Below are 13,322 nucleotides of genomic sequence, written 5' to 3' on the forward strand. Positions count from 1 at the left end.
GGGCATCTGTCCGTCCACTGGCTTCGCGGCTGACGCCGCTCCTACAACCAAGGGCGGGCAGCGCTGCAGCGCGCCAAGGCGTAAAATGGGCGGCTGAACCCCCGCCAGCCTTCAGCAAGCGAGCAAGCCCGTGACATCGATCAAGCAGGAAGACCTCATCCAGTCCGTCGCCGACGCGCTGCAGTACATCTCGTACTACCACCCGGCCGACTACATCAAGAATCTCTCTGCCGCCTATGAGCGCGAAGAGTCGCCGGCGGCCAAAGAGGCCATCGCACAGATCCTGATCAACTCGCGCATGTGCGCCGAAGGCCACCGGCCGATCTGCCAGGACACCGGCATCGTCACCGTGTTCCTGGAAATCGGCATGAACGTGCGTTGGGACGACGCCACCATGGGCGTGGAGGACATGGCCAATGAAGGCATCCGCCGCGCCTACGCCTACCCGGACAACAAGCTGCGCGCCTCGGTGCTGGCTGACCCGGCCGGCAAGCGCACCAATACCAAGGACAACACCCCGGGCGTGGTCAACGTCAAGGTCGTGCCGGGCAATACGGTCGACGTGATTGTTGCCGCCAAGGGCGGTGGTTCCGAGGCCAAGAGCAAGTTCGCCATGCTCAACCCGTCCGATTCCATCGTTGATTGGGTGCTCAAGACCGTGCCGACCATGGGCGCTGGCTGGTGCCCGCCGGGCATGCTCGGTATCGGCATCGGCGGCACCGCCGAGAAGGCGATGCTGCTGGCCAAGGAATCGCTGATGGAGCCGATCGACATCACCGATCTGCAGGCCCGTGGCGCCTCCAACCGTGCCGAAGAGCTGCGCCTGGAGCTGTACGAAAAGGTCAACGCCTTGGGCATCGGCGCACAGGGCCTGGGTGGCCTGACCACGGTGCTCGACATCAAGGTCAAGGATTTCCCGACCCACGCCGCCAACCTGCCGGTTGCGATGATCCCGAACTGCGCTGCCACCCGCCATGCCCACTTCACCCTGGACGGCAGCGGCCCGGTGATGCTGGACCCGCCGTCGCTGGAAGACTGGCCCAAGCTGACCTACGACTCGTCCAAGGGCACCCGCGTCGACCTGGACAATATCACCCCGGAAGAAGTGGCTGCATGGAAGCCGGGCCAGACCCTGCTGCTCAACGGCAAGCTGCTGACCGGTCGCGACGCCGCGCACAAGCGCATGGTCGAGATGCTCAACAACGGTGAGCAGTTGCCGGTGGATCTGAAGGGTCGCTTCATCTACTACGTCGGCCCGGTCGATCCGGTGCGTGACGAAGTGGTGGGCCCGGCCGGCCCGACCACGGCTACCCGCATGGACAAGTTCACCCGCCAGATTCTGGAGCAGACCGGCCTGCTGGGCATGGTCGGCAAGGCCGAACGCGGCCCGGCTGCGATCGAGGCGATCCGTGACAACAAGTCGGCGTATCTGATGGCCGTGGGTGGTTCGGCCTACCTGGTGTCCAAGGCGATCAAGGCCTCCAAGGTGGTTGGCTTCGCTGACCTCGGCATGGAAGCAATCTACGAGTTCACCGTGCAGGACATGCCGGTGACCGTTGCGGTGGATTCCACCGGCGAGTCGGTGCACAAGACTGGCCCGCGCGAATGGCAGGCGCGTATCGGCAAGATTCCGGTGATCGTGGAATAAGCCAGCACATTCCTCGACGAGGGATGGCAATGAGACAGCCCGGGCGTATGCTCGGGCTGTTTTCATTTCGGGATAGCGGACATGCATACACGGATGTGGGCAGGCTTGGCAGCTGTACTGCTGGCGATGGCTGGCTGTTCCAGCGGAGGTGGCTGGCGCGAGCCGCCGCGCAATGACCCCGCCGCCTGCGTGAGTTATTGCCAGACCACCTACCAGCGCTGCACGGCGAATCCGGGCAACTACGGCGACTGCGGTGAGGCGAACAAAAACAACCAATGCGACAAGATCAGCAATCCTGAACTCCGCGGCGCCTGCCAGACCTCACAGGCGTTCTGCCAGAACCGCTCGGCCGCGTCGGTATGCGGTGATCGTCTGAACAGTTGCATGGCCAGCTGCAACTGAATCCGAGGATTCAAGTCGCTGCTGCGTAGAGCAGAGCCTGTGTCCCCCGCAGCATGGTCGATACGGCCCCTGCCGAGCATGGCTCGGCACTACCTGCTCCCTCCCTTTGCCGCAGGCAAGGGGAGGGTTGGGGAGGGGTGCTTTCGGCCTTAGCTGCTGTTGTTGCTTCACTGGCTTTGCGGCTTGCTTAACTCCTGCAGCTTGGTCGATACGGCCCCTGCCGAGCATGGCTCGGCACTACCTGTTCTCCCAGCCGCCGAAACGGCGCGGTTAGAATGCCGCTTCACTCGCCGGGAAATCAGCGCATGTCAGTTGTCCTGTATGGATCGCAAAGTACCGCTTCATTGGTCGTGCATTGGTTGTTGATCGAACTCGGTATCGAGCACGAACTGCGGCAGTTGGATTTCGAACGCGATGAGCAGAAATCGCCGGCGTTCCTGGCGATCAATCCGGCCGGTCGCGTGCCGGCGCTGATCATCGATGGCCAGGTGTTGACGGAGTCTGCTGCCATTGCCATGCAGTTGGCCGACCTGTACCCGCAAGCCGGTTTCGCGCCTGCGACAGCCAGCCGTGCGCGCGGCGATTACTACCGCTGGATCTGCTTCTGTGTGTACACGCTGATGCCGGCGTATCGCAGCTGGTTCTACCCGGACGAACCGGCCGGGCCGGCAAGCGCGGCCGAGGTCAAGCAGCGTGCCCGCGTACAACTGGAAACGGCGTGGCAGCGGGCGGCCGACCACCTCGCGGCGCATGGCCCCTACATGCTCGGTGAACAACTGTCGGTGGTGGATTTCATGCTGACCATGTTGATGCGCTGGAGCCGCAACATGCCACGCCCGACCGACAGCTGGCCGGTGCTCGCTGCGCATGCCGCCCGCATGAAGGCGCGGCCCGCGTTTGCCGAGGTGTACCGGCGTGAGGGAATCAACGACTGGTTGTGAGCATGCGCAGCGGTTGCCTGCATGCAAGCCGAGCTTCGCGGCGTGCGCCGCTCCTTCAAAAAGCGGAAGCCGGGACGATTCAATCCACGTGATCGTCGAACTTGCGCCCGCCCTGGAATGGCATCAAGTGTTGTTTGACGATGCCGTTGGGCACGGTTTCCAGCTTCATGACGCCGTATTCCTGCGGCCACTGCGCCTGATCGCGCGGTAGCTTGAAGGTGCCCATCAGCATGTCCACCAGCGGCAGGTGGATGGCGTAGTTGACGTCGATGTAGTCCTGCTGCCGCGCATGATGCCAGTGGTGATAACGCGGCAGCACCAGCAGGTATTCGAGCCAGCCGAAGCGGATGCCCAGATTGGCGTGGGCCAACACAGCCTGCAGGCCAACCAGGATCACATAGGCGTTTACCGCCGGGGTCGAGAAACCCAGGATCAGCAAGGGCAGCAGCACCGCGCTGCGGGTCAGTACGATCTCGACGAAATGCACGCGTGAGCCGGCCAGCCAGTCCATGTGCCGGCTGGAATGATGCACCGCGTGGAAGCGCCAGAGCCAGGGGATGTTGTGGTAAGTGCGATGCAGCAGCGCCTGCGCCATATCCGCTACGAAAACCGCAATCAGGAACTGGGCCCAGACCGGCAGCGATTGGATGGCCTGTTTCAGCGAGGGAAAGGCGGCCAACCCGGCAATCGTCGAGGTGGAGGCGGTGACCAGGATCAGGATGAACTGCACCAGCACGTGGCTCATGAAGAAGTAGGCCACGTCGGTGCGCCAGCCCGGCCGCAGCGGCGACAGTTCGCGTTTGCCGAGGTAGCGCTCCAGCGGCACGAACACCAGCGCCGAGAAGAACAGCGACAGCACGAACCAGTCCAGCCCCAGCGAGTAAGGTGTCTGCCCGATGGCATCGAACTGCACGTTGCTGCCGCCGAGCAGGACCGCCAGCGTGGCGCTGCCAACCCCGAGGGTGGCGATGCGTTTGTTGCGATCACGCAGGATCGCCAGCGTACCCATGATGAAGGCGGTGGCCAGGCCGATCAGCAGCAGGTGGCGGGCAAACTGTTCGTTGTAGACCGCGCGGAATTCCCGGCTGGTCAGCAGCTCGGGAAAGTGGAAGCAGGCAACCGCAAGCAGGCTCAGTACCCCGAGCAGCGCAGAACCATAGGCAAAGAATGAGCGGCGGGTACGGGCCATTGTGGACTTCCTGTCGTATAGCGGCCGATTCTGCCTGCGTCCGCTGAATGGTGGAAGTGGGGCGGTGCTGCACTTCACGCGGGCTGGGCAGCCCCGGCGTTAGGCTTGCAGGCAGTGGGCATGCGCTGGGCGTCAGGCCGGCATGCCGGGATTTGTCTGGAGTTGATGGATGAGCGGATTGAGCGTTCCGGTAAGTGCGAATGACCATGTCCAGGGGCGGTTGGATGCAGCCGTGGTGTTGGTGGAATACGCCGACTACCAATGCCCTTATTGCGGCGAGGCGTTCTCGCTGGTCCAGCGTTTGCAGCAGCGCTTCGGCGAGCAGCTATGCCTGGTGTTCCGCAACTTTCCGCTGGTGCAGTCGCACCCGCAGGCGCTGCCAGCGGCGATCACTGCCGAGTACGCCGCTGCCCACGGCAAGTTCTGGGAGGCGCACGATGCGCTGTTCCGCAGCCAGCAGCAGCTGGGCGAGGTGGTGTACCGCGAGTTGATGCGGGAGCTGGGCCTGCCTGAGGAAGGCCTGGCGGCGGCGATGGATGACAACCACAACCTGGCACGCATCCAGAGCGATATCGAGAGCGGCGTGCGCAGTGGGGTGACCGGTACGCCGGCGTTCTTCATCAACGGCCAGTTGTTCCAGCCGCGGCAGAGTTTTGAAGAACTCTACGATGCGATCGTGCAGGCCATTGCCGGAAAGCAATGAGTGGCCCTGCCGCAGCGGGTGCTGCGGCAAGGCGCTGGTTTGCGTCCCGCTGCTTCAGCTGATCAGTGCGAGCACGGTTTCCGGTGGCCGGCATAACGCTGTGCCTTTTGCGGTACGTACGATGGGGCGGTTGATCAGGGCAGGGTGCCGGCTCATCGCCTCGATCAGCGCGGCCTCGTCATCGAGTTTGCTGGCCAGGCCCAGTTCCGAGTAAGCGGCCTCCTTGCTGCGCAGCAGGTCACGCGCAGGCATGCCCATGGCATCGAGCAGCTCACGCAGCTGCGCCGGGGAGGGCGGCGTGTCCAGGTAGTTGATCACCTCGGTCTCGACGCCCGCCTCCTGCAACAAGGCCAGAGCGCCGCGCGAATTGGAACAGCGGTTGTTGTGCCAGATGGTCGCCTGCATGGCTTAGAACCACTCCAGCAGCGAGACGCCGACGCCGATGTAGGTGGCACGGTGGTTGTAGTCGATCATGCTCTCGCCGTAGCCATCAAATACCTGCACATGGCCGCGCAACAGGTTGTTGATCGGGAAGCCGTAGTCCATCTGCAGCGAGCCATGCGCGCGGTCGCCGCTGCGCAGTGAGTGGCGGCCGGTGATGGCCAGCTCGTGACCATTGCGGTTGTAGACCAGGGTGGCGTCGCCGCGGCCCATGTAATCCTCGATATCGGGATTGTTGTCGTCGCGCCGCCCTTCCGGGATGCGGTACCAGGGCCGCAGCATGATGGCCCAGTTTTCGCGGTCCAGGCCAACATTCATCACCACCCGGTTCCAGCTGCGCGACAGCGGGTCGCTGCGGCCATTGGACTGATGGTTGAGGCTGACGCCGGTCATGCGGCCGTTCCACCCGAACAGCGAATAGCCGTTGCGGAAGGTCAGCATCACTTCCGGCTCGTAGTTGGTCTCGCGGAAGGGGCGCGACAGCTCACTGTTGTAAGACTGCCAGCGCGAGCTCTGGGTATAGCCCACCCAGATGTCGCCGTTGTCGCCGAACAGGTTCTCGGCCACCTTGGTCTTGAAGCTGAGCTGGAACTTCAGCTCGGTGCTGTCCAGTTGTTCGGACTCGGTGACCGTGTTGTTGGGGTTGGGCGAATGCGGCATTTCATTCGGCTTGCTGCTCCAGAACGCGGGCAGCAGGTACACCGGCTTGTAGGCGCGCAGCTGGTACAGGCCCAGCTTGGAGTCCTTGGCCAGCTCCCAGCGGCTGTCCAGCAGCGAGCCACGGCCGGCATTGGCGGCGGCCGAGGCCAGTTCGTCATGGGCGAACAGCTCGTTGCGGCGTGGCACGGGCTCGTCCAGTTCCTTGGCGGTGGCCTTGGCCTCCTTGCGCGCCTGCTGGGCTGCAGCGGCGGCGGCATCGGCGGCGCGGGTGTCCGGCGCGGTGCGGCCGAGCGCGTTGTCATAGCAGGCCAGGCGGGCGACATCGGTCTCCAGTGCGAAGCAGGCCTGTGGCGAAGCTGGGGTCGTCAACGACTCCTGGGCGTAGATGGAGGCGCTGGCGCCGCTCAGGATGAGCAGCAAGGCAGCAGGAAGGGCTCGGGTATGCATAGGTTCCATCCGGTCGCGGTGGGGTGGCCGGGCCAGGGCAATCACGGGGTGTGGCCCATCGGCGTCAGTGACAAGCTTTGGATTGTCGGTGATTCGCCTGTCCAGAGGGAGTCAAGGCGCCATTCAGAAAAACCACGCCAGGGCGAATACGCCCACCATGGTGATGGCCAGGCCGAGCTTGAGTGCAACGCCCAGGACGATGCCCAGCCAGGTGCCGAAGCCGACCTTGGTGGCCTGGCCAAGCTGGCGGCCGTGCAGGTATTCGCCGGCCAGCGCGCCAATGAACGGGCCCACGAACAGGCCGATGGGCATGAAGAACAGGCCCGCAACGGTGCCGATGGCCGAGCCGATCAGGGCCAGCTTGCTGGCGCCGACCTTCTTGGCGCCGGCAATCGTGGAAATCACGTCCACGACAATGGAAATGACCGTGAGCACGCCCAGTACCACCAGCGGCAGCCAGCCAACCCGGTTGAAGCCGTCACCCCAGGCCGCCAGCAGCAGGCCGACGAAAACCAGCGGTACCCCTGGCAGCGCGGGCAGGATGATGCCGGCTATGCCGACCAGGACCAGCAGGGCGCCGACCAGGTAGAAGATGAATGAATAGTCCATATGTATTCTGAAGGGGGTCCAATAGGGGTTGACTTTAGCTTGTTACGCGGTGTTGCAATTTGATTTGGCCCGAGTTAAGTTGCAGCCGCTGAGCTTGGCAAGGTCACCGTGAATCGTGGCCTGATGGGTAGATCTAAGGATTTGCTACATCGTTGCACCTCGCTTCCTCCTTGCAACCAGCCGCCTTACCGGGCGTAACCATCAAACGAGAGAGTTACAGGGAGTTGTCGAGATGTCTGATCGCGAAACCGGTACCGTCAAGTGGTTCAACGACGCCAAGGGCTTCGGCTTCATCAGCCGTGAAAATGGTGAGGACGTGTTTGTACACTTCCGCGCCATCCAGACCCAGGGCTTCAAAAGTCTGAAGGAAGGCCAGCAGGTCACCTTCACCGTCGTGCAGGGCCAGAAGGGCCTGCAGGCTGACGCCGTACAACCGGTCTGATCCGGCCGGCCGTCCAGCCAAAAAAAGGCCCGCGCAAGCGGGCCTTTTTTCAAGCATGACGCTGGCAGCTCAGCGGATCACCACGCGGCCATTGACCACGCGCACATAGGTGTTCTCGCGGATGCCGCCCAGGTCCTTCTGGTTGACCACGATCACGCGGCCATCGTCCATGCGCACCTGGATGTCATAGGAGTTGCCGGTGACGTTCTGCTGGATCTTGTTACCGGCCAGGGCACCACCCACGGCACCCGCGACGGAGGCGATGTTCTGGTTGCCCTTGCTGCCGCCGGTCTTGTCGGAGATTTCATGGCCGGCTACAGCGCCGACGATGCCACCCAGAATCGCGCCGGTTGCACTGGGTGCGGTGCGGCCCGAAGCGACGGTGTCGATGCGGGTAACGATGCCGCAATCGGTGCAACGGTTCTGGTTGTAGTTACCGTTGTTGTTGCTGCCGTAGTTGCCACCATTGTTGTAGCTGCCACCGTAACCGGGCGACGTGGCGCAACCGGCCAGCGCCAGACTGGCAATTGCGCCTGCAGCGATCAGTTGGATCTTCATGGTGTCTCTCCTTGCCAGATGGGGAATTGGGTACACGTGCGTGACCTGCGGCGAAGATCGTGCGGTTTTACATGTGAATGGAGGGCCAATCAGGTGTGAAGACCATGCTTACCTAGTTGAAGCAGTGCTTACTTACTTGAAATCCTGATGGCAGGACTTGCAGTCGCTGCCGATTTTTTGCACCGCAGCAGCCAGCGCTGCGCAATCTGCCGGTGGTTTGGCAAGCGCGTCATTCAAGGTGGCACGGAAGCGGCTGGCGTGTTGCTGGAAGCGCTCGTCATCACGCAGGCCGGGGAAGGCGGTTTCCAGATCGTTGGCCAGGGCGCGCAGGGTCTGCAGGCGCGGCGTGGTGTCGGCGACGCTGCAGCGGTTCTGCTTCTGGCTCTCGCCGAGCAGCTGGGCCTGCTTGGCCATCACCGTCATCAGGCTGTCCGGGAAATGATCCTGGCGGGCCTGCAGGGCGCGCATGCCCATCACCGTGGCGATCACACCGATCAACAGGCCGGCGATCAGGACGAACAGATAGCGCGAAGCGGTGGAGGGTTTACGAACGGGTGCGGGGTCGGACATTGCGTTGGCTCCGGGCTACATGGCAAAGGGCGGCGACTGGCCCCCATTATGCAGGGCCCCAGGCGATAACCGCGTCATGATGGCGGCAACGCGGTTGAGCCCGCTGGCAGCGGCTCGCGGCGGAGCGGGGCAGGCCGTAAAATGCGCCGATGAAAGAAGAATTGCGTGAGCGCTTTGCCGGCATCGACCGGCTTTACGGGGCAGGTAGCATTGCCCACCTGAGCGGTTGCAAGGTCGCCGTGGTCGGGATGGGCGGGGTGGGCTCGTGGGTAGTGGAGGCATTGGTACGCTCGGCCGTCGGCCAGCTCTGCCTGATCGACGCCGATGACATCTGTGTTTCCAATACCAACCGCCAGTTGCCGGCGATGGCCGGGCAGTACGGGCGCAACAAGGCCTTGGCGATGACCGAGCGCTGCCGTGCGATCAACCCGGATGTGCAGGTCGAGGCGGTGGAGGCCTTCCTGACCACCGGCAACATGGCCGAGTTGCTGGACCGTGGCTTCGACCTGGTGATCGATGCCTGCGACAGCTTCCGGGTGAAGGTGGAAACCATTGCCTGGTGCCGGCGCCGCAAGCTGCCGCTGATCACCGTCGGCGCGGCTGGCGGGCGTACCGATCCGACCCTGGTGCGGGTGCGTGATGTGTCGCGTACCGAGCACGACGCGATGATGGCGTTGATCCGCAAGAAGCTGCGCAGTGATTTCAATTTCCCGAAGAACGCGCAGCGCTACTTTGGCGTGCCGGCGATTTATTCACTGGAAAATGTGAAGTACCCGCAGGCCGATGGCAGTGTCTGCGGCCTGCGGCCAAACCTGGGCCCGGACGAGGCCCTGAAGCTGGATTGCGGCGGCGGCCTGGGCGCAGCCACCCACATCACCGGCGCGTTTGCGTTCGTGGCGGTAGGCAAGGCGTTGGAGATGCTGCTCAAGAAGCGCGCATAGAAAATGTGATTGCGTTTGGATTGTAGGAGCGGCGTCAGCCGCGAAGCCGGCGATCTATCCGCCAAGCGAAGGCCGGTAACCCCAGGGATGCTGCAATTCCATAACTGCGGTGGGCTGAGCCACTACGAGCTTCGCGGCTGACGCCGCTCCTACAAGCGGCGGGCGACACTACTGCAGCTTGAACAGCTGCTTCGCATTGGCCGTGGTCTGCGCGGCGATTTCCGCTGCAGCTTGTTGGCGCAACTCGGCAACAGTTTCGAGAATCTGCCGCAGCCGTGCCGGCTCGTTGCGCTGGCCGCGGATGCCGGCGTCCGGCTGGTCCGGGGCGTCGGTTTCCAGCAGCAGGAACTCCAGCGGCATCTTGCTGACCAGGCCGCGCAGCCGGTTGGCGCGCGGATAGGTGAGCGGGCCGCCCAGGCCGATCATGAAACCCAGGTCCCACAGCTGCCGGGCCTGCTCGGGGCTGCCGGAGAAGCTGTGCACCACGCCACTGAGCTTGCCGACCCGGCGGATGCGTTGGATCACTTCGTCCAGCGCGCGCCGGGCATGCACGATCAGCGGCAGCTGCATCTCGCGGGCGAGTTCAAGCTGGGCCTGGAAGTACAGGCGCTGCTCGGCCGGGTCGAGATTGTCGACGAAGAAATCCAGCCCGCATTCGCCGATGGCGCAGGGCGTCTCACGCTGCACCCAGTCGCGCAGCTGTTGCAGGTGTTCGGGACGGTGTTCGGGCAGAAACATCGGGTGCAGGCCGTAGGCCGGATGCAGGCCAGGCTGCGCCATGCAGACCTCGCGCAACTTGGGCCAGCCGGCGGCGGTCACCGCCGGTACGATCTGCACACCCACGCCGGCAGCGCCGGCGCGGCTGATCACCGCCTCGCGATCGCGGTCGAACTCAGCGGCATCCAGATGGCAATGGCTGTCGACCAGCAGCACGGCTCAACGCTTGCCCGGCAGGATCGGTGGTTCGACCGGGTCTTTGCGTCGCTTCCAGTTGGCAAGCAGCAAGGTGCTGAGGCCAAACAGGATCTCATCGACAAACGGAATCGGGTCAGGCAACAGCATGCTGATGACGAACAACGCACCGGTCAGCTTGAACAGCGTGGGGTAGCGCAGCTTGCGGGCCCATACCAGAAACGGCGACAACATCATGCTCGACATGGCATATCCAGATGGAGAGGGAACCAGCCAGCCCCACAGGATCCGGGCCAGCAGGGCGAATATTGCGACGAGTTGAATGATTTCGATAGGGAGGTGACAGAAATACTGGCCTCTGTTCAGCTAGCTCATGCTGGAATTCACCCAAGACAAACGCGGTCAGCCGCACGGAGACAGATCATGAAGAGCACAACCACGACCGTTTTGGTTGCCGCCGGCGCGTTGCTGGTTGGTGGCATCGCCACCGCCGCCTTCATGCAGGGCCGCGACAAGAGCAGCACTGCGCCATTGGCCGAGAGCGCCCGCCCGATGCTGGACACCTCGCCGCAGGTGGACGACGCTGCCCTCACCGGCAAGGTGGAAACCCCGGCCGAGCCGCAGTTGCAGTACGCCGACGTGCTCAAGGTTGCACCGGTGACGCAGAAGGAGCGCGTTTACGGCACGGTCACCGGCAGTGACCCGATCCGCGAAAGCTCCACCACCAGCACCCCGCATGAAGTCTGCGAGGACGTGGTGGTGCAGGAGCGTCTGCCCGAGCGCGACGGCAATGTTGGCGGCACCGTCGCGGGTGCCCTGATCGGCGGCCTGCTCGGCAACCAAGTCGGTGGCGGCAATGGCAAGAAGGCCGCAACTGCTGCCGGTGCCGTGGCCGGCGGCGTGATCGGCAACCAGGTCGACAAGCGCCACGTCGGTGGCCGCGTGGTCAACCGAACCGAGCGCCAGTGCCACACCGAGCAGCGTACGGCCGAGTCCAGCCGCATCACCGGCTACAACGTCAGCTACCGCAAGCCCGATGGCAGCACCGGCACGATGCGCATGGACAGCCGTCCGGGTGAGCGCGTATCGCTGGGCAATGCCAACCAGACCGTCGGTTACGATGTGACCTACCGTTATGAAGGTGCCGAGAAGACCGTGCGCATGCAGGACAAGCCGGCCAGCGATCGCCTGCCGGTGATCAATGGTCAGCTGGTGACGCAGACCGCGGCAATGGCGCCGGCGGACAACCGCCAGTAAGCCACGCTGCTGATTGATTTCAACGAAGGCCGGCGCAAGCCGGCCTTCTGGGTTGTTGGGCTACAGGGCTGGTGGCGGATTTATTGTTTGTGGGAGCGGCGTAAGCCGCGAAGCACGCATCCCATCAAGCGCGGCGGGTGGCCCGGTAGTGAGCGGGCAATGTCAGCTTCGCGGCTTACGCCGCTCCCACAAACAAGTGGCAGTGAGTTGGCCCAGGAAGATGCAGCGCTCCTCCCCGGTTACCGTCGGCCGTGGGTTTGACCCTTTCGGCGGCTCAGCGCAAGCTCGGCGTCTTCGTGATCCTGTTCCATTGGAGTGCCGATGAGCATTTTTGATCTTCAACTGGAAACCGAGCGCCTGTTGCTGCGGCCACCGACTGCAGCGGATTTCGACGCGTTCGCCACGTTCTGTTCCGACCCGGTGACCATGCAGCATCTGGGCGGCGTGCAGGTGCCCTCGGTGGCGTGGCGCAGCCTGGCGGCGCTGACCGGTAGCTGGCAGCTGCTCGGCTATTCGATGTTCTCGGTGATCGAAAAAAGCAGCGGGCGCTGGGTTGGCCGGGTCGGGCCCTGGCAGCCGCATGGGTGGCCGGGGACAGAAGTGGGTTGGGGCATCGCTTCGGAATTCTGGGGGCGCGGTTACGCGCCCGAGGCGGCGCGGGCGAGCATGGATTGGGCATTCGATGCGCTGGGTTGGCAGGAAGTGATTCATACGATCGTTCCGGCCAACGTCAACTCGGTAGCGGTGGCGCGCAAGCTTGGTGCGGAGCTGCTGCGCCAGGCGCGGCTGCCGGCACCGGCCGATATCGAGGTGGATGTGTGGGGGCAATCCCGGCAGGCGTGGATGGCGCGCCGCTGAGCGGGGTTTTTGCTGCGGTCGCAGCTTTACCGGAGCACCCGTGATCCGTTCAGATGGACGCTGTCGTCTGCCAGTCGGTAGCGGGGAGTGGATCGGTGAGCGTTACGGGTGCGGGGTTGCGGGTGTACGGCATGTCCACGTCGGGCAACTGCCATAAAGTCAGGTTGCTGCTGGAGCAGTTGGGCACGCGCTACGACTGGGTCGAGGTGAACAGTGCGCAAGGCCAGACCCGCACCCCCGAATTCCTCGCACTCAATCCCAACGGAAAAGTGCCGCTGGTGCAGCGCTCCGACGGGCGGGTGCTGGCCGAATCCAATGCCATCCTGTTCTGGCTGGCCGAAGGCACGCCGTTCCTGCCGGCCGATGGTTGGCAGCGGGCGCAGGCGCTGTCATGGATGTTCTTCGAACAATACAGTCACGAACCCTATATCGCCGTCGCCCGCTTTATCAGCATCTGGACGCCTGCCGACTCGGCGCGCCGCGATGAACTGCCCGGCCTGCGCGAGCGTGGCCATGCTGCCCTGGCGGTGATGGAACGCCACCTGCAGAACAATCCCTGGTTTACCGGCCCCGACTATGGCGTGGCCGATATCGCCTTGTTTGCCTATACCGCGGTCGCCGAAGACGGTGGCATCGGCCTGGCGCCGTATCCGGCCATCCAGCGCTGGCTGCAGGCGGTGCAGGCCCAGCCCGGCTTCCTGCCGATACTCGCCGCGTGACCATCCTTGCTTGACGCCTGATTCC

17 protein-coding genes are annotated in these 13,322 nt (G+C 63.9%); 9 read left to right on the forward strand and 8 right to left on the reverse strand.

Annotated elements, in window-relative coordinates:
- The first annotated feature begins 130 nt into the window (after positions 1–130).
- From ACVOKO_RS00005 to ACVOKO_RS00015, 3 genes are all read left to right on the forward strand, one after another.
- Positions 131–1,648: a fumarate hydratase gene (locus ACVOKO_RS00005; RefSeq protein WP_346496058.1), complete on the forward strand. Its 1,518-nt coding sequence runs from the start codon at positions 131–133 to the stop codon at positions 1,646–1,648.
- An 81-nt stretch (positions 1,649–1,729) separates the two neighbouring features.
- Positions 1,730–2,050 (forward strand): hypothetical protein, encoded by a 321-nt coding sequence (locus ACVOKO_RS00010; RefSeq protein ID WP_346496059.1) that lies wholly within the window; start codon positions 1,730–1,732, stop codon positions 2,048–2,050.
- Positions 2,051–2,355: 305 nt separating this feature from the next.
- A complete protein-coding gene (locus ACVOKO_RS00015; protein ID WP_346496061.1) occupies positions 2,356–2,991 on the forward strand; it encodes a glutathione S-transferase family protein in 636 nt (211 codons plus the stop codon).
- A gap of 79 nt (positions 2,992–3,070) precedes the next feature.
- Here the strand turns inward: ACVOKO_RS00015 and ACVOKO_RS00020 are convergent, their stop codons facing one another.
- Positions 3,071–4,180 carry a sterol desaturase family protein gene (locus tag ACVOKO_RS00020; protein WP_346496063.1) on the reverse strand — a complete coding sequence of 370 codons (1,110 nt, stop codon included), beginning with the start codon at positions 4,178–4,180 and terminating at the stop codon, positions 3,071–3,073.
- Positions 4,181–4,349: 169 nt separating this feature from the next.
- Here ACVOKO_RS00020 and ACVOKO_RS00025 point away from each other — a divergent pair, with 169 nt between their 5' ends.
- Positions 4,350–4,883: a DsbA family protein gene (locus ACVOKO_RS00025; RefSeq protein ID WP_346496065.1), complete on the forward strand. Its 534-nt coding sequence runs from the start codon at positions 4,350–4,352 to the stop codon at positions 4,881–4,883.
- A gap of 54 nt (positions 4,884–4,937) precedes the next feature.
- On the opposite strand, the gene arsC is transcribed toward ACVOKO_RS00025, so the two are convergent.
- The 3 genes from arsC to ACVOKO_RS00040 form a co-directional block, all read right to left on the reverse strand.
- On the reverse strand, positions 4,938–5,288 hold the full coding sequence (arsC, locus tag ACVOKO_RS00030; RefSeq protein WP_346496067.1) for an arsenate reductase (glutaredoxin): 351 nt from the start codon (positions 5,286–5,288) through the stop codon (positions 4,938–4,940).
- 3 nt (positions 5,289–5,291) lie between these two features.
- Positions 5,292–6,431 carry a phospholipase A gene (locus ACVOKO_RS00035; protein WP_346496069.1) on the reverse strand — a complete coding sequence of 380 codons (1,140 nt, stop codon included), beginning with the start codon at positions 6,429–6,431 and terminating at the stop codon, positions 5,292–5,294.
- A 123-nt stretch (positions 6,432–6,554) separates the two neighbouring features.
- Positions 6,555–7,040 (reverse strand): DUF456 domain-containing protein, encoded by a 486-nt coding sequence (locus ACVOKO_RS00040; RefSeq protein ID WP_346496071.1) that lies wholly within the window; start codon positions 7,038–7,040, stop codon positions 6,555–6,557.
- 232 nt (positions 7,041–7,272) lie between these two features.
- Between ACVOKO_RS00040 and ACVOKO_RS00045 the strand changes: the two genes are divergently transcribed.
- Positions 7,273–7,482: a cold-shock protein gene (locus ACVOKO_RS00045; RefSeq protein WP_054658958.1), complete on the forward strand. Its 210-nt coding sequence runs from the start codon at positions 7,273–7,275 to the stop codon at positions 7,480–7,482.
- 69 nt (positions 7,483–7,551) lie between these two features.
- Here the strand turns inward: ACVOKO_RS00045 and ACVOKO_RS00050 are convergent, their stop codons facing one another.
- Entirely contained in the window at positions 7,552–8,040 is a 489-nt protein-coding gene (locus tag ACVOKO_RS00050) for a glycine zipper 2TM domain-containing protein (RefSeq protein ID WP_346496074.1), read from the reverse strand.
- 132 nt (positions 8,041–8,172) lie between these two features.
- Positions 8,173–8,610, reverse strand: a complete 438-nt coding sequence (locus ACVOKO_RS00055) for a cytochrome c (protein ID WP_346496076.1) — start codon at positions 8,608–8,610, stop codon at positions 8,173–8,175.
- 149 nt (positions 8,611–8,759) lie between these two features.
- Here ACVOKO_RS00055 and ACVOKO_RS00060 point away from each other — a divergent pair, with 149 nt between their 5' ends.
- Entirely contained in the window at positions 8,760–9,551 is a 792-nt protein-coding gene (locus tag ACVOKO_RS00060) for a tRNA threonylcarbamoyladenosine dehydratase (RefSeq protein WP_346496078.1), read from the forward strand.
- Positions 9,552–9,719: 168 nt separating this feature from the next.
- On the opposite strand, the gene ACVOKO_RS00065 is transcribed toward ACVOKO_RS00060, so the two are convergent.
- Both ACVOKO_RS00065 and ACVOKO_RS00070 read right to left on the reverse strand, forming a co-directional pair.
- Positions 9,720–10,484 carry a TatD family hydrolase gene (locus tag ACVOKO_RS00065; RefSeq protein ID WP_346496080.1) on the reverse strand — a complete coding sequence of 255 codons (765 nt, stop codon included), beginning with the start codon at positions 10,482–10,484 and terminating at the stop codon, positions 9,720–9,722.
- 3 nt (positions 10,485–10,487) lie between these two features.
- A complete protein-coding gene (locus tag ACVOKO_RS00070) occupies positions 10,488–10,709 on the reverse strand; it encodes a DUF6116 family protein (RefSeq protein WP_346496082.1) in 222 nt (73 codons plus the stop codon).
- 177 nt (positions 10,710–10,886) lie between these two features.
- Here ACVOKO_RS00070 and ACVOKO_RS00075 point away from each other — a divergent pair, with 177 nt between their 5' ends.
- From ACVOKO_RS00075 to ACVOKO_RS00085, 3 genes are all read left to right on the forward strand, one after another.
- A complete protein-coding gene (locus ACVOKO_RS00075; protein ID WP_346496084.1) occupies positions 10,887–11,720 on the forward strand; it encodes a glycine zipper 2TM domain-containing protein in 834 nt (277 codons plus the stop codon).
- 321 nt (positions 11,721–12,041) lie between these two features.
- Positions 12,042–12,578, forward strand: coding sequence for a GNAT family N-acetyltransferase (locus ACVOKO_RS00080; RefSeq protein ID WP_346496086.1), 537 nt, complete (start codon positions 12,042–12,044; stop codon positions 12,576–12,578).
- Between the two features lie 95 nt (positions 12,579–12,673).
- Entirely contained in the window at positions 12,674–13,297 is a 624-nt protein-coding gene (locus ACVOKO_RS00085; RefSeq protein ID WP_346496088.1) for a glutathione S-transferase family protein, read from the forward strand.
- Positions 13,298–13,322 lie beyond the last annotated feature (25 nt).

It is taken from the genome of Stenotrophomonas sp. STEN240 (assembly GCF_056756175.1).

Bases quoted from the DNA above. Each gene is read 5' to 3' on its own strand.
- ACVOKO_RS00010 (WP_346496059.1), top strand. From the start codon at position 1,730: ATGCATACACGGATGTGGGCAGGCTTGGCAGCTGTACTGCTGGCGATG.
- ACVOKO_RS00015 (WP_346496061.1), top strand. From the start codon at position 2,356: ATGTCAGTTGTCCTGTATGGATCGCAAAGTACCGCTTCATTGGTCGTG.
- ACVOKO_RS00020 (WP_346496063.1), bottom strand. From the start codon at position 4,180: ATGGCCCGTACCCGCCGCTCATTCTTTGCCTATGGTTCTGCGCTGCTC.
- ACVOKO_RS00025 (WP_346496065.1), top strand. From the start codon at position 4,350: ATGAGCGGATTGAGCGTTCCGGTAAGTGCGAATGACCATGTCCAGGGG.
- arsC (WP_346496067.1), bottom strand. From the start codon at position 5,288: ATGCAGGCGACCATCTGGCACAACAACCGCTGTTCCAATTCGCGCGGC.
- ACVOKO_RS00035 (WP_346496069.1), bottom strand. From the start codon at position 6,431: ATGCATACCCGAGCCCTTCCTGCTGCCTTGCTGCTCATCCTGAGCGGC.
- ACVOKO_RS00040 (WP_346496071.1), bottom strand. From the start codon at position 7,040: ATGGACTATTCATTCATCTTCTACCTGGTCGGCGCCCTGCTGGTCCTG.
- ACVOKO_RS00045 (WP_054658958.1), top strand. From the start codon at position 7,273: ATGTCTGATCGCGAAACCGGTACCGTCAAGTGGTTCAACGACGCCAAG.
- ACVOKO_RS00050 (WP_346496074.1), bottom strand. From the start codon at position 8,040: ATGAAGATCCAACTGATCGCTGCAGGCGCAATTGCCAGTCTGGCGCTG.
- ACVOKO_RS00055 (WP_346496076.1), bottom strand. From the start codon at position 8,610: ATGTCCGACCCCGCACCCGTTCGTAAACCCTCCACCGCTTCGCGCTAT.
- ACVOKO_RS00060 (WP_346496078.1), top strand. From the start codon at position 8,760: ATGAAAGAAGAATTGCGTGAGCGCTTTGCCGGCATCGACCGGCTTTAC.
- ACVOKO_RS00070 (WP_346496082.1), bottom strand. From the start codon at position 10,709: ATGTCGAGCATGATGTTGTCGCCGTTTCTGGTATGGGCCCGCAAGCTG.
- ACVOKO_RS00075 (WP_346496084.1), top strand. From the start codon at position 10,887: ATGAAGAGCACAACCACGACCGTTTTGGTTGCCGCCGGCGCGTTGCTG.
- ACVOKO_RS00080 (WP_346496086.1), top strand. From the start codon at position 12,042: ATGAGCATTTTTGATCTTCAACTGGAAACCGAGCGCCTGTTGCTGCGG.